Here is a 14,313-nt window from a genome sequence, read left to right on the forward strand (position 1 = left end):
GGGAAAACAGAACGAATAAAAAATACGCTTCTTATGAACGATTTGACTTAGATATTTGCGTCATTTCGCCATGCGCGCAAGCAGCCCTCTTGCTATGGGCTTTCAGGCCACCAGCCGTCGGCCCGGCGCTCCATGCGCGGGCAGTCGTAGGCCGCGACCACGGGGATGGCGCTGCCATCGGCACGCACCAGCTTTTGCTGCCACTGCGTGCCCTGGCGCATGGCCACGGCAATGGCGGCCACTTCGGCGCCGCAACGCTCCAGCAGCTTGAGGCCGGACACCATGGTCGTGCCCGAACTCACGGCATCGTCCACCACCAGCACACGCCTGCCGGCAATCAGGCCCAGCTGATTCGGGTCGATATAGAGCAGCTTGCCCTTGCCCGGCGTGGTGATGGAGCTGACGGGCTCGGAGAGCTCGTCGCGATACCAGTATTTGCGCGAATAACCCAGGGGCACGTAGCGGCTGTGCCCCAGGTGGCGCGCCACCAGCGGCGCGAAGGCCAGGCCCAGCGTGGGCAGGCCTATGACCACGTCGAAATCATGCGCCCCGGCGCCTTGCGCCATGTGCAGCGCCAGCTGCTCCACCACCTCCATCGAGGCCTGATTGGCAATCAGGGAGGCCACGCAGCGGTCCGGTGCCGAGCCATCGGCTGTCGGCATGCCGCGCAGCGGCAGCAGCAGATAGCGGCCGTCGGGCAATCGGGCCGGGTAGCTCTTCGCATAGGGCGGCAGCGGCGACTGGTTCAGCTCGGCCTCGGTGACGATGGCTTGCCAGTAGTCGGTCGTGGCGTCGAAGCCGGGCAGGTTCTGGCCGCAAAGATCGACCACGGATGCAATTTCACTCATACAAAACTCAGTCGCGGCGCAGATAGCTCTCGGCCAGCTTCACCCAATACGAGGCAGTCACGGGCAGCAGGTTGTCGTTGAAGTCATAGGCCGCGTTGTGCACCATGCAGCCGCCTTCGCCCATGCCGTTGCCGACGATGAAATAGTTGCCGGGGACCTGGTTGAGCATGATGGCGAAGTCGTCGCTGGCCTGCAGCGGCTGCAGATCGGGAATCAGCCATTCCTCGCCCAGGAACTCGCGCGCCACCGCGACGGCAAACTCCGTCGCTGCCTTGTCGTTCATGACGGGCGGATAGCGCCATTTGTAGTCCACCTCGGCCGTGGCGCGGTGCACGGCGGCCTGGGCATGGGCCATGGCCGTGATGCGCTCGCGCAGCTGCTGGCGCACCTCGGGGCAGCGCGCGCGGATGGTCACGCGCAGCTCGCAGGTTTCCGGAATCACATTGGGCGCATCGCCCGCATGGATGGCACCGATGGTGACCACGGCCATGTCGTTGGGGTCGATCTCGCGCGAGCGTATGGTCTGCAAAGCCAGCACCAGATGCGAAGCCACGACGATGGGGTCCACGGCCACATGGGGCATGGCACCATGGCCACCCTTGCCGCGAATGGTGATGATGGCCGTGTCCGAGCTGGAATACATCACGCCCGGGCGAAAGCCGAACTGCCCGGCCGGGTAGCCGGGTTCGTTGTGAAAGGCGTAGAGCGCATCGCAGGGAAACAGCTCGAACAGGCCCTGCTCCACCATCTTCTGCGCGCCGCCATGGCCTTCCTCGGCAGGCTGAAAGATCAGATTGAGCGTGCCCTGGAGCTGGTTCTTGAGTCCGGCCAGCACCCTGGCTGCGGCCAGCAGCGTGGCCGTGTGCCCGTCGTGGCCGCAGGCATGCATCTTGCCGTCGTGACGACTGGCATAGGACAGGCCCGTGGTTTCACGGATCGGCAGCGCATCCATATCGGCGCGCAGGCCAAGACGTTTGCCGATGTGCTTGCCGTTGGCATGCTCGCCACAGCGCAGCGTCCCCACCACGCCGGTGTCGCCCAGGCCGCGATGGACCTCGTAGCCCCATTCGGCCAGCCTGGCGGCCACGATATCACCGGTGCGATGCTCTTCGTAGGCCAGCTCGGGATGGGCATGCAGATCATGGCGCAGGGCCAGCATCTCGTCCGCGACGGCAGCCACTTCGGGCAGCACGGGCGGATGGATCTCGGCATGCACCGGGTTCAGAGGCGCGGCCATGGCTTACTCCGCCTGAATGTTGGCCGACTTCACGATCTGGGCATAGCCGGCTTTTTCCTTCTTCAGGAACTGGACAAAGCTGGCCTGGGTGCCGGAGCCGGGCGTGGCGCCGCCATCTTCCAGGCGCTTGCGCACATCGGGCATCTTGAGCACGGCATCGAGCTCGGTAGCCAGGCGCGTGACCACGGCCTGAGGCGTCTTGGCGGGCACGAACAGCCCCGTCCAGGTATTGAGGTCAAAGCCCTTGAGTTCGGCCGTCTCGCCAAAGGTGGGCACGGCGTGGATGGCATCGATGCGCTTGGCCGATGTCACGCCCAGACCTTCGAGCTTTTTCTGCTGGATCATGGGCACGGCGCTCACGGTGGTGAGCATGCCCACATCGACCTGACCGCCCATCACGTCGCTGGTGATCTGGGCACCGCCGCGGTAGGGCACATGCACCAGCTTGATCTTGGCGCGCTCCTGCAGCATTTCCATGGCCAGATGCAGCATGGTGCCCACGCCCGAGGTGGCATAGGTCAGCGAGCCGGGCTTGGAACGCGCCAGTGCAATCAGCTCGTTCAGATTGTGCGCCGGCAGGCCGGGACGGGCCACGGCGACCACGGGTGCGATGGTGGTCAGCCCCACAGGGGTCAGATCCTTTTCGGCGTCGTACTTGACGGCGGAATTCACCAGCTGGGCAATGCTGATGGGGCCGTCAAAGCCCATGAGCAAGGTGTAGCCGTCGGCCGGGGCCTTGACGGCCTTGCTCACCCCGAGCACACCGCCCGCGCCGGGCACGTTGTCCACCACGATGGACTGGTGCAGGCGCTCGCCCAGCTTCTGGCCGATCAGGCGCGCCGTGGTGTCCACATTGCCACCGGCGCTGAACGGCACGATCAGCGTGATGGGCTTGGTGGCGGGCCAGGCATCGGCGGCGGCGAAAACGGCGGGCGCGGTAAGGCCTGAGGCCAGCAAGGCGGCGGCGGCAACAAAGGAGCGGCGGGATGTGGACATGGGCATGCAGCAAGAAAGCAGACAGGCTGACGGCTCCAGGCCCATCCCGGCGTCGCAGCGTCGCTGTACTGGCCGGTAAATTGGAGTGCGCCCTCCGGCGGACGGGCAAGCCGCCGATTATCCCAGAGCACCTTGTTGACTGCCATAACTGGAAATACTTAGCAATCCTGATTCACCCTTGAAACCTGGTGAAGCCTGCAGCGCCGGGCGCTAGGGTTCATGCCAAGCCGCCTGACACCGGGTCGCTCCAGAATCGGAACCCATGCTCTCACCCAGCCAAGTCATCGTTCTGGCAACGCCGGTCTTTTTCGCACTGATTGCCGTGGAATGGATCATCAGCCTCAGACGCGGGCGCAATGCCTATGCGCTGGCCGATGCCGTCAGCTCGCTGAACCTGGGCATCCTGAGCCAGACCAGCGCCGTCTTCACCAAGCTGCTGACGCTGGGCATCTACACCGTCGTGGCCAGCCATGTGGCGCTGATCGAGGCCGATGCCTTCTGGCTCAGCCTGCCAGGCTGGTTGCTGGCCCTGCTGTTCTACGATCTCTGCTACTACTGGCTGCACCGCATGGGCCACGAAGTGGGCGTGCTCTGGGCCGCCCATGCCGTGCACCACCAAAGCCAGGCCTACAACCTCTCCACCGCGCTGCGCCAGACCAGCTCCGGCGCACTGCTGGGCTGGATCTTCTATCTGCCCATGGCCCTGGCCGGCGTGCCGCCGCTGGTATTTGCCGTGGTAGGGCTGATCGATCTGCTCTACCAGTTCTGGGTACATACCGAGCAGGTCAAGAAACTGGGCTGGTTCGACCGCTGGTTCTGCGCGCCCAGCAATCACCGCGTGCACCATGCCGTCAACGATCGCTATCTGGACCGCAACTACGGCGGCATTCTCATCGTCTGGGACCGGCTCTTCGGCACCTACAAAACCGAGGACGACGAGGAGCCCTGCGTCTACGGCACGCGCGGCCTGCTCAAGAGCTGGGACCCGCTCTGGGCCAACTTCAGCGTCTACCGCCAACTGGCCCATGACAGCTGGCATGCACGCAGCTGGCTGGACAAGGCCCGCGTCTGGTTCAAGCCACCGGGCTGGCGGCCGGCCGATGTGGCGCAGCACTTTCCCAGGCCCGCCTTCGATCTGGACGAGCACCGCATCATCTATGCCCCGCCCATGGGCCGGGCGCTGCGCTGGTTTGCCGGCCTGCAGTTCGCGGCGCTGATTGCGGGCACCTCGGTCTTTCTCTGGCATGCCGACCAGTCGCCGCTGGCCACCAACCTGATCTGGTTCGGCGTGCTGCTCACCGGGCAATGGGCCTTGGGCGCTGCCATGCAGGGCCGCATCAGCCTGTGGCTGGCACTGATGCTGCAAAGCGGCGCACTGGCCACGGCCACGGCGGCGCTGGGACTGCAGGCATGGCATTGGCTGTTCAAGCCTGCCACTATGTTTTTTGCTCTCATATGCATAGCTTCTTGCGCAATGCAGGCATCGAAAACGATGCAAAACATATCCAAGAAGCATGTCCATCTGCTGATGGCAGCTATTGTTTTTTCCATGTCAGGCGATGTCTTCCTGATGCTGGACGGACAACTGCCAACCAGTCTGTTCATTCCCGGCCTGGTCAGCTTCTTGCTGGCCCATGTCTGCTATGTTGCGCTGTTCAAGCTTGATGTGGCCTGGTTTGCCGATCGCAGCGCACTGCTGCTGGTGGCTGCGATCGGCGCCGCCATGTATGTCTTTCTCTGGACCCATGGCCTGCCTGCCGCCCTGCGTCTGCCCGTGGCCGCCTATGTCGGCGTGATCGCCCTGATGGCGGCTCAGGCCTGGGGACGCTATCGTCAACTGCGCAGCCGCGCCGCACTGCTGAGCGCCCTGGGCGCCAGCTTTTTCATGCTCAGCGACTCCATCCTCGCCACCAACCGTTTTGTGCAGCCGCTGCCCTGGTCCGCAGTGAGCGTGCTCGGCAGCTATTACGCAGCGCAGGCCCTCATCATCTGGGGTTGCGTGCGGCAATGGGCCGAGCCCGCAATCCGCCAGGCCCCGGCGCAATTGCAACTGAAAGCCACCTAGGGTTGACCCTTGCACCGGTCTCGGCCGATAATCGGCGGATCGCAATTTCAGGAGTCCCCACGTGGACAGTGCCAGTTCAACCAGTGATTTATCGCACGCCGCAATGGCTGCGAAGCTGGCCGACTGACAGACTCCCCCGGATCGGGAGTCGTCATCGACCGCCCCGCATCCCTTGCCCCGCGCCCCTCGCAACTTGCTGTTTGGCTTCCCGACGTTCGGGGCGGCCTGCCGTGCGCAGCACGGATAGTGGCCTCAAGCTCGCAAGCTCTGCTCATCACTGAGTTCTCGCGTCGCCATCCCGCTCCGGCTGCCCGCCGGTTCGTGGCCGCGCCAGAACGCTTGTGCCGCACTGCCGCCTGGCCCGCTCCCTCAACCGATGAGGAGACCGCCATGAGCATTCGCCTGACCCGCACTCTGCACCAGCTGCGCCCTCTGCTGCTGCGCGCCCGCGCCACGCCTTCCCAGGCAGCGCCAGCCGCACCGGCAGCCTTGCCGCAAGCGCTGGAACGGACGCTGGAGCTCGATGCCCTGACAAGCTGGCCCACGCACCGCATCCGCAGCTATCTGAGCAGCCGCAGCGTGCGCTGAGCAACCCGGTCGCGGACCGGCTCCGGACCGCTTTCACTCACTCTTAACCAAGGAACACGTATGGATCCCGACCCTAGTCGATCTTGCAGCGCGCCCCGTGCGGCGCGCTGTCAAGCCATTGGCCTGCGTGTGTCCTTGATGGCTGCACGCAGGGACCGGAACCCCGACCCGGGGCTGGACGCCTGATGCAGTAGCCGCGGCGGGCAGCTCCCGGGTCACCCCAAGGAGTATGCCCATGCAACGCCTCGCCTGGCTGCGCGTGCTGCAACGCAGCCGCCCCACCCCCCGCCTCGATGACACCACCCGCCACCATGGCCTGACCCATGCCGTGATCTCGGCACTGAGCGAGCGCCGCACCGATGTGCTGCGCCACCTGGTCGATCGCCATGGCGCGCCCCTCATGGCCAGTGCCATGGCCAATCTGAGCATCCGCCAGCGCGCCGATGCGCTGTCGCTGCTGACCAGCGAGCAGCGCAGCCGCCTCGACGAGCAGTTGCGCTCGAGCCAGGCGCAGTTGCCATGGACGCAGCTCGCCAGCTCCGGCAAGACGCTGCACTGACGGGAGGCCGTGATGCAAATCCTTAAAAACCTGTTCCGGGCCTTTTTGCGCAGCCACCGCCTGGCCGGCCTCTTCGGCCGGCAGCCGATGCCCGCTGGCGGCCCCTCCACCGCCGTCACCGTGCCACCGGCACAGGTACAGGCCCTGCAATCCGCCGCCTGCAGCCCCGTGGCCGCCCTGCTGCAGCAGCTGGACACATCGAGCCGGGGCCTGAGCCCCGGGCAGGCCCAGCAGCGCCAGCTCCGCCATGGGCCCAACGAGGTCGCGCATGAAAAGCCGCTGCCCGCATGGCAGCACCTGTGGCATTGCTACCGCAACCCCTTCAATCTGCTGCTGACGCTGCTGGCCGTGGTCTCCTACCTCACCGAGGACGAGAAGGCCACCATCGTCATCGCCAGCATGGTGCTGCTGTCCACGCTGCTGCGCTTTGTCCAGGAAGGGCGCTCGCGGCGCGCCGCCGCGCGCCTGCAGGCCCTGGTCAGCAACCGCGTCACCGTGCGCCGCAGCAGCGATGCACCGGCCGCAGACTTTCGCGACAGCGGCGGCGGCCATGACGCCTCGCTGTCCGAGCTGCCCATGCGCGAGCTGGTGCCCGGGGACATCGTGGCCCTGTCGGCCGGCGACATGATCCCGGCCGACTGCCGCCTGCTGTCTGCCAAGGACCTGTTCGTGAGCCAGGCGGCCATGACGGGCGAATCGCTGCCCGTGGAAAAGGATGCACGCACCCTGGCTGCCCTGCAGGCGGGCCAGTTGCTGGAAGCCGGCAACCTGCTCTTCATGGGCACCAATGTGGTCTCGGGCACGGCCATGGCCGTGGTCGTCGCCACCGGCAGCCAGACCTATTTCGGCACGCTGGCAGCGCGCATCACCCACCAGGACCGCACGGCCACGGCCTTCGAGCAGGGCGTGAACAGCGTCAGCTGGCTGCTGATCCGCTTCGCGGCCGTGATGGTGCCCGTGGTGCTGTTCATCAACGGCTACACCAAGGGCGACTGGGGCGAGGCCTTTTTGTTCGCGCTGTCGGTGGCCGTTGGCCTGACGCCCGAGATGCTGCCCATGATCGTCACATCCACGCTGGCCAAGGGTGCCGTGGTGCTGTCGCGCCAGAAGGTGATGGTCAAGCGCCTGGACGCGATTCAGAACTTCGGCGCCATGGATGTGCTGTGCACCGACAAGACCGGCACGCTGACGCAGGACCGCATCGCGCTGGAGCGCCATACCGATGTACAGGGCCGTCCCAGCGACGAGGTGCTGCAGTTCGCCTACCTCAACAGCTACTACCAGACCGGGCTCAAGAATCTGCTGGACCGTGCCGTGCTCGAGCATGTGGAGCTGCACACGCGGCTGCATGTCAACGAGGACTATCGCAAGGTCGACGAAATTCCGTTCGACTTCCAGCGCCGGCGCATGTCCGTGGTGGTGGCCGAGCGCAACCATCACCACGAGCTGATCTGCAAGGGCGCGGTCGAGGAAATCCTGCAGGTCTGCACGCATATCCGGGACAGCGGGCCAGACGGCGAGACCGTGCAGGCCCTGACGCCGCAACGCCGCGAACAGGTGCGCGCCGTCACCGAAGGTCTGAACCGCGAGGGCCTGCGCGTGGTGGCCGTGGCCATGAAGGAAGTGCCGCCCGACAAGAGCACCTACGGCATCGCCGACGAGTCCGAACTGACCCTGATCGGCTATGTGGCTTTTCTCGATCCACCCAAGGAATCCACCCAGGCCGCCATTGCTGCGCTGCTGCAGCACGGTGTGACGGTCAAGGTGCTCACGGGCGACAACGAGCTGGTGGCACGCAAGGTCTGCCGCGACGTGGGCCTGCAGGTGGACGAGGCGATTGTCGGCAACGACATCGAAGCCATGGACGAGGAGCAGCTGCGCCGCTGCGTGGAGTCGCACCTGCTGTTCGCCCGCCTGACGCCGCTGCACAAGGAGCGCATCGTGCATGCGCTGCGCGCCAACGGCCATGTCACGGGCTTCATGGGCGACGGCATCAACGACGCGCCCGCGCTGCGCGCTGCCGATATCGGCATCAGCGTCGACAGCGGCGTGGACATCGCCCGCGAGGCGGCCGACATCATCCTGCTGGAGAAAAGCCTGATGGTGCTGGAGCAGGGCGTGCTCGAAGGACGTCGCACCTTCAGCAATATGCTCAAGTACATCCGCATGACGGCCAGCTCCAATTTCGGCAACGTGTTCTCGGTGCTGATCGCCTCGGCCTTCATCCCCTTTCTGCCCATGCTGCCCATGCAGCTGCTGATGCAGAACCTGCTCTACGACCTGTCGCAGATCGCCATTCCCTTCGATAACGTGGACGAAGAAATGGTCGCGCGGCCGCTGCGCTGGAACCCTCAGGACCTGGGTCGCTTCATGCTTTTCTTCGGCCCCATCAGCTCGCTGTTCGACGTGCTCACCTTCGCGCTGATGTGGTTCGTCTTCCATGCCAGCACGGCTGCAGACCAAAGCCTGTTCCAGTCGGGCTGGTTCGTGGTGGGACTGCTGACGCAGACGCTGATCGTGCACATGATCCGTACGCCGAAGATCCCGTTTGTGCAAAGCCGAGCCTCCTGGCCTTTACTGGCAGCCACGGCAGCCATCATGGCCATAGGCATCTTACTGCCCATGGGACCGCTGGCCGAGCATTTCAAGCTCCAGGCCCTGCCGCTCGGCTATTTCCCCTGGCTCATCGTCATATTGCTGGCCTATGCTGTGCTCACGACGCTGCTAAAGCGCGTCTATATCCGCAAGTACGGCTGGTGAGCACCGGGCCGATTCGCATCTGCCCTGCGGGGCAGGCGCGCCAGCTCGGGCCGCATGTTTCATGAACCCAGATACCTATCCATAAGCAATAACAATCGGAACTTCATGCAATCCCTACAGAACTTCAATCTGCTCGCCACGCTGAACACAGTGCTGTGCCTTGTCGTGGCCTTTGTCTGCGGCAGCATCATCGGCCTTGAGCGCCAGATACGCCAGCGCACGGCGGGCCTGCGCACCAATACCCTGGTCGCCGTGGGCGCGGCCGTGTTCGTCGACCTGGCCATGCGCGTCTCGGGCGCGGACGGCGCCACGCGCGTCATCTCCTATGTAGTCTCGGGCGTGGGCTTTCTGGGCGCCGGCGCCATCATGAAGGAAGGCGCCAACATCACGGGACTGAACACCGCCGCCACGCTGTGGGGTTCGGCCGCCGTGGGCGCCTGCGCGGGCGCGGGTCTGCTGCCGGAGGCCGGCATTGCCACCCTGTTCGTGCTGGCCAGCAACACCTTGCTGCGCCCCGTGGTCAACTACATCAACCGCCACCCCGTGGCCGAGCATGCCAGCGAGGCCACCTACTATGTCTACGTGATCTGCGGCCAGCAAGCCCAGGCCGATGTACGCGAGGGCATGCAGGAGCTGCTGGAGGCGGCCAACTACCCGGTGCGCGCAGTCGAAAAGCACGAGATCCCGCCGCACAACACCGAAATCGAGGCCGAGCTGTTCGCCACGGCCGTGCATGCCGAGGAGCTGGACCAGGTGGTCACGCAGATCGAAGCCTTGCCCGGCGTGCTGCAAGCCTTCTGGAACGCCGGACCACAGAATAATTGACCCCTGGGCCGCTTTGCGGCTTCCCGTTGCACGTCGCCCCCGCTACGAGGCGGCTCTTGCTCGGCGTCTCTGGCCTTGACCGTGCTTTGACGACTCAGTGCTGCCTCGACCTCCGAATCGTCGCCGGGAACCAGGCCCTGAGCTGCCATGCAGCTGCCTTCACTCCCTCGCCTGGGCAGCCCCGCTGCGAGGCGGCCCTTGCCGGCCGCCTCACTTGAGGCGTGCCGATGTTTGTGTCGTTGCCTTGCTTATGCAGCCGTATCGTCTGCGGGGGCCTGCAGGCCCAGATGGCGGTAGGCGGCCTGCGTGGCCATGCGTCCGCGCGGCGTACGCTGCAAAAAGCCCTGCTGGATCAGATAGGGCTCGATCACATCCTCGATGGTGCCCGACTCCTCGCCGATACTCGCCGCGATGTTGTCGAGGCCGACCGGGCCGCCATCGAAACGATGCACCACGGCCTCGAGCAGCTTGCGGTCCATGATGTCAAAACCCTGGGGGTCCACATCAAGCATGGCCAGCGCCTTGTCGGCAATCTCGCGCGTGATGCGGCCGTCGCCCTTGACATCGGCATAGTCGCGCACGCGGCGCAGCAGGCGGTTGGCGATACGCGGCGTGCCGCGCGAGCGGCGTGCAATCTCGAAGCAGCCTTCCTCGTCAATCGGCGCATTGAGCAAGCCCGCGCTGCGCTTGACGATGCGCGAGAGTTCCTCGGAACTGTAGAACTCCAGCCGCGCCACGATGCCGAAGCGATCGCGCAGCGGATTGGTGAGCATGCCGGCACGCGTGGTCGCCCCCACCAGCGTGAAGGGCTGGAGATCGAGCTTGATGGAGCGTGCGGCCGGGCCTTCGCCGATCATGATGTCGATCTGATAGTCCTCCAGCGCCGGATAGAGGATTTCCTCGACCACCGGGCTCAGGCGGTGAATCTCGTCGATGAACAGCACATCGTTGGGTTCGAGATTGGTGAGCAGCGCCGCCAGGTCCTTGGGCTTTTCCAGCACCGGGCCGCTGGTCTGGCGCAGGTTCACGCCCAGCTCGGCCGCAATGATGTGGGACAAGGTGGTCTTGCCCAGGCCCGGGGGGCCGAACAGCAGCACATGATCGAGCGCCTCGCTGCGCTTCTTGGCAGCGCTGATAAAGATCTCGAGCTGCTCGCGCGCTTTGGCCTGGCCCACATATTCATCGAGCTGCTTGGGGCGCAGAGCCCTCTCCAGCGCTTCCTCTCCCATGAAGGCGCTGCCTGCCGACACCACGCGCGGTGCCGGCTCGCGCACTGCTTCACGCGATGAATCACGCACTGGCTTGGGGGATGGCGTTGCCGCAAATTCGTCCACATGAATCGTCATAGACCTCAATTGTGCCGTGCATCGGCACCGCACTGTTGCGCACAGGCTGTTGGCGCCGCCTTCATGTCACAGCTTCGTCACAGATGTTTCACAGAATGCAGCGCAAACGCCACGCGCAGCGCAGTTCTGCACCGCAGATACATCGATGCGCTTGCACCAATATCCCCACCACCTCTTGCAGAAGCCCCACCATGCGCCTCAACCCTCCCACGCCAGCTGGCGCTGCCTTTCGCAGTCTCGCCCAAGTCTCCGTTCTTGCTGCGGCCTCGGCAGCCCTCGCGGCCTGCGGTGGTGGCGATGGATCTCCAGCCCCGGCCCCCGTGCCTGCACCCGCACCCGCTCCAGCACTGGCTCCCCTTGCAGGCGGCAGCAGCTACCTGGGCACGCTGAGTTTTGGCGATACCGTGGCATTGAGCCTGGACAGCACCACCAAGCAGATCACACTGCGCTTTGTGGATTCGCGCTTTGGTCTGGCCGGAGCCATCACCAGCGTCTACCGCGTGGATGCCAACGGCCAGTTCGTGGCCCAGACATTCCAGGCGGTGGCAGGCAGCAATCTCCCTGGCGCTCTGGTGAGTCGCCTGAGCGACGTCACACTGCGCTTTTCAGCGGAAACCGGACTGGTCACCGGCAACGTTGACGGTTTGCCCAATTTGCTGGATACCTCGGCCACATCGACGGCATCGCTGCAGGGCGTTCTCACCGCCTCCAACCAGGGGGCGGCACAGATCAGTGCACTGGCCGGCACCTACAACTATCTGCGCAATGAGGCTGTGTATTCCGCCTCTGGCAAGCCCGGCTCACCCAGCGCCAGCGCGGGCCAGTTGCGCATTGCCAATGACGGCGTTGTGCGCGTCTGCCCCGGCCAGGGGGCAAGCGACACCTGCACCAACGGCATCACCGGTCGAGTGACGGTAGATCCCGACCAGAGCACCTATCCCGGCGCCCTGGTGCTGGAGCTGGGCGGCCAGCGCATCGGCCGCGCCGTGGTGGGCAAGCGCAGCGACGGCGCGGCCATATCCGTCGATGTCTACAGCGCCGCTGCGGGTGGCAGCTTCACCTCGGGCAACTGGACCTTGCACTCTGCCGCCATGGCCCCCGTGGCCGCCACGGCGCTGGATGGCGAATGGCTGTGCACCCATCCCGAGCAGGCAAGCACGGGCCGCAGCATGCGCCACTATGTCTCCATCGGCAACGGCCTGCTGCAGACCGACACCATCGACATCGATCTGAAGCTCCGCGCCAATGCTGCGTCCGGCACAGGCGTCGCGGCCAATGGCCTGTTCGGCGGCCAATGGGCCGGCGGCAACGGTGCGGCGCGCACGCTGCTGCCGGTCTCGGCCAACAGCTTCTACTACGCAGGCAGCAGCGGCCCTGCAGATACCGACACCAGTGCACTGGGCGCGTGCCGGCGGCTGCCCGAGCAGGCAGAGCTGCCCAAGTACCTGGACAAGAGCGCCGCCAGCACCGACCCGGTCATGATCACGCTGGCAGATGCACTGCCCACGCAACCCGCCATCGGCTACGACCAGATCTACTACAAGCAGGGTCGCTATACCCACACGGCGACCGGCAACGTGGCCTCCTCGCAATGGCAAAAAGCCTTTGATGACTTGTGCGAAGACAGCGGCCAGGACTCCACGGCCAAGAATGGCATCACGGCCAGCTCCAAGCTCAACGACCGCAGCAGCTTCACCTGCAAGGCCCAGGTCGCCAACTACCAGAGCCTGCTCAAGACAGCCGTGGTCGGACCCAAAGGCCAGCTCTTCCTGACCGACGGACATCACAGCTTCACCAGCCTTTGGGAAGCCCCCAACAGCAACGGCAATGTCGCCACTGGCCTGGCCGGTGGTCAGGTGCAGATGCCGGTGATGATCAAGGGCAATTACAAGGACGCCAACAACGCCAGCTTCTGGCGCACCATGCGTGCCAACAAGTTCGTCTGGCTCAAGCTGCCTGACGGCTCGTCCATCACCCCCGCCGATCTGCCACGCCAGCTGGGCCTGTCCAATGGTCTCAAGGACGACCCCTTCCGCTCGCTGGTCTACTTCACCCGCGAAGTGGGCTACAACAAGCCGGTCAACCCTTCCGAGTTTCTGGAGTTCTACTGGAGCGAATGGCTGCAGGCCTCGCCGCGTAGCTTCAAACTCAGCCAGTACAAGCTGAGCCAGGCGGGCAACGGCTCCGACGGCGGCTATATGCAGGCCATCAAGGATGCATCCAACCTGATGCTGGCCGCCAATCCCTCGGAGAGGATCGGAGCTTCGGGCTACAACGCAGTGCAGATGGGACAGATGACGGCCTTTGGCACGGCAACCTATGCCGACCTGTCCACGCCCAAGCCCGCGGATGGCAAAAAGGCCGGCAAGCTGGCCTATGCGCTGGAATACCGCGCATCGCTGGGCAGCGCAAAGTAGGCACGCAAGCCAGGGGGCCGGCAAGAATGCAGTAGGCCGGACAAGAGCAGGGCGAATGAGGGATGGCGAACAATCCATGGCATCGTAGAGACCACACACATGTTCTTAAAGGCTTTGCCATGTTCAAGATCCATCAGCTCGCCCCTTGGCTGCTTGCCGCCCTGCTAGCCCCCGCTGCCCAGGCCGCACTCAAGGCCGGCGATGCAGCGCCCGGCTTCAGGACGCCCGCCGCCGTGGCCGGCAAGGCCTTTGACTTCGACATGGCCGAAGCGCTCAAGAAAGGGCCGGTGGTGCTGTATTTCTTCCCCAAGGCCTTCACCCAGGGCTGCACGCTGGAAGCCCATGCCTTTGCCGAAGCCACGCCCCAGTTCGCGGCCATGAAAGCCACGGTGGTAGGCATGTCGCATGACGATATCGACACCCTCAAGCGCTTTTCCACCGAGGCCTGCCGCGACCAGTTTGCCGTGGCCTCGGACCCGAAGGCCGTCACCATCAAGGCCTATGACGCAGGGGCTGCCGCCAACCCGGCCCGGGCCGAGCGCATCTCCTATGTGGTGGGCCAGGACGGCAAGGTGAAGTTCGCCCTTGTCAGCAGCGACCCGCTGGCCCATGTGGAGCAGACCAAGGCAGCCGTCAGGCAGCTCCAGGGGAAATAGCCCGGCCCGACCTGGC

The 14,313-nt window shown here is 65.0% G+C and carries 11 protein-coding genes; 7 read left to right on the plus strand and 4 right to left on the minus strand.

Annotated elements, in window-relative coordinates:
- Window positions 1–92: 92 nt before the first annotated feature.
- The 3 genes from FSY59_RS13980 to FSY59_RS13990 are packed head-to-tail and all read right to left on the minus strand — an operon-like array spanning window position 93 to window position 3,081.
- Entirely contained in the window at window positions 93–848 is a 756-nt protein-coding gene (locus tag FSY59_RS13980) for a phosphoribosyltransferase (RefSeq protein WP_003050892.1), read from the minus strand.
- 7 nt (window positions 849–855) lie between these two features.
- Window positions 856–2,085, minus strand: a complete 1,230-nt coding sequence (locus FSY59_RS13985) for a M20 aminoacylase family protein (protein ID WP_148729160.1) — start codon at window positions 2,083–2,085, stop codon at window positions 856–858.
- A 3-nt stretch (window positions 2,086–2,088) separates the two neighbouring features.
- Window positions 2,089–3,081, minus strand: a complete 993-nt coding sequence (locus FSY59_RS13990; protein ID WP_029158362.1) for a tripartite tricarboxylate transporter substrate binding protein — start codon at window positions 3,079–3,081, stop codon at window positions 2,089–2,091.
- A gap of 262 nt (window positions 3,082–3,343) precedes the next feature.
- Between FSY59_RS13990 and FSY59_RS13995 the strand changes: the two genes are divergently transcribed.
- From FSY59_RS13995 to FSY59_RS14015, 5 genes are all read left to right on the plus strand, one after another.
- On the plus strand, window positions 3,344–5,146 hold the full coding sequence (locus FSY59_RS13995; RefSeq protein ID WP_148729161.1) for a lysoplasmalogenase family protein: 1,803 nt from the start codon (window positions 3,344–3,346) through the stop codon (window positions 5,144–5,146).
- 390 nt (window positions 5,147–5,536) lie between these two features.
- A complete protein-coding gene (locus tag FSY59_RS14000; RefSeq protein ID WP_003050880.1) occupies window positions 5,537–5,734 on the plus strand; it encodes a hypothetical protein in 198 nt (65 codons plus the stop codon).
- Window positions 5,735–5,969: 235 nt separating this feature from the next.
- On the plus strand, window positions 5,970–6,293 hold the full coding sequence (locus tag FSY59_RS14005; RefSeq protein WP_003050877.1) for a hypothetical protein: 324 nt from the start codon (window positions 5,970–5,972) through the stop codon (window positions 6,291–6,293).
- 12 nt (window positions 6,294–6,305) lie between these two features.
- Window positions 6,306–9,053, plus strand: a complete 2,748-nt coding sequence (gene mgtA / locus FSY59_RS14010; protein ID WP_148729162.1) for a magnesium-translocating P-type ATPase — start codon at window positions 6,306–6,308, stop codon at window positions 9,051–9,053.
- Between the two features lie 105 nt (window positions 9,054–9,158).
- The gene (locus FSY59_RS14015) at window positions 9,159–9,878 is read left to right on the plus strand and encodes an MgtC/SapB family protein (protein ID WP_003050868.1); all 720 of its coding nucleotides are present in this window, start codon (window positions 9,159–9,161) and stop codon (window positions 9,876–9,878) included.
- A gap of 248 nt (window positions 9,879–10,126) precedes the next feature.
- On the opposite strand, the gene ruvB is transcribed toward FSY59_RS14015, so the two are convergent.
- The gene (gene ruvB, locus FSY59_RS14020) at window positions 10,127–11,224 is read right to left on the minus strand and encodes a Holliday junction branch migration DNA helicase RuvB (protein ID WP_003050864.1); all 1,098 of its coding nucleotides are present in this window, start codon (window positions 11,222–11,224) and stop codon (window positions 10,127–10,129) included.
- A 191-nt stretch (window positions 11,225–11,415) separates the two neighbouring features.
- Between ruvB and FSY59_RS27885 the strand changes: the two genes are divergently transcribed.
- Window positions 11,416–13,641 carry a ParB/Srx family N-terminal domain-containing protein gene (locus tag FSY59_RS27885; RefSeq protein WP_187427917.1) on the plus strand — a complete coding sequence of 742 codons (2,226 nt, stop codon included), beginning with the start codon at window positions 11,416–11,418 and terminating at the stop codon, window positions 13,639–13,641.
- Between the two features lie 119 nt (window positions 13,642–13,760).
- Complete coding sequence (locus tag FSY59_RS14030; RefSeq protein WP_003050858.1) at window positions 13,761–14,297, plus strand: peroxiredoxin; 537 nt, start codon at window positions 13,761–13,763, stop codon at window positions 14,295–14,297.
- Window positions 14,298–14,313: the final 16 nt, after the last annotated feature.

The sequence above is a fragment of the Comamonas sp. Z3 genome, assembly GCF_008121565.1.
In the GTDB taxonomy this organism is placed as follows: domain Bacteria; phylum Pseudomonadota; class Gammaproteobacteria; order Burkholderiales; family Burkholderiaceae_C; genus Comamonas; species Comamonas brasiliensis.

Coding starts and splice junctions, on each gene's coding strand:
- FSY59_RS13980 (WP_003050892.1), bottom strand. CDS start 848: ATGAGTGAAATTGCATCCGTGGTCGATCTTTGCGGCCAGAACCTGCCC.
- FSY59_RS13995 (WP_148729161.1), top strand. CDS start 3,344: ATGCTCTCACCCAGCCAAGTCATCGTTCTGGCAACGCCGGTCTTTTTC.
- FSY59_RS14000 (WP_003050880.1), top strand. CDS start 5,537: ATGAGCATTCGCCTGACCCGCACTCTGCACCAGCTGCGCCCTCTGCTG.
- mgtA (WP_148729162.1), top strand. CDS start 6,306: ATGCAAATCCTTAAAAACCTGTTCCGGGCCTTTTTGCGCAGCCACCGC.
- FSY59_RS13985 (WP_148729160.1), bottom strand. CDS start 2,085: ATGGCCGCGCCTCTGAACCCGGTGCATGCCGAGATCCATCCGCCCGTG.
- FSY59_RS14030 (WP_003050858.1), top strand. CDS start 13,761: ATGTTCAAGATCCATCAGCTCGCCCCTTGGCTGCTTGCCGCCCTGCTA.
- FSY59_RS14005 (WP_003050877.1), top strand. CDS start 5,970: ATGCAACGCCTCGCCTGGCTGCGCGTGCTGCAACGCAGCCGCCCCACC.
- FSY59_RS13990 (WP_029158362.1), bottom strand. CDS start 3,081: ATGTCCACATCCCGCCGCTCCTTTGTTGCCGCCGCCGCCTTGCTGGCC.
- ruvB (WP_003050864.1), bottom strand. CDS start 11,224: ATGACGATTCATGTGGACGAATTTGCGGCAACGCCATCCCCCAAGCCA.
- FSY59_RS27885 (WP_187427917.1), top strand. CDS start 11,416: ATGCGCCTCAACCCTCCCACGCCAGCTGGCGCTGCCTTTCGCAGTCTC.
- FSY59_RS14015 (WP_003050868.1), top strand. CDS start 9,159: ATGCAATCCCTACAGAACTTCAATCTGCTCGCCACGCTGAACACAGTG.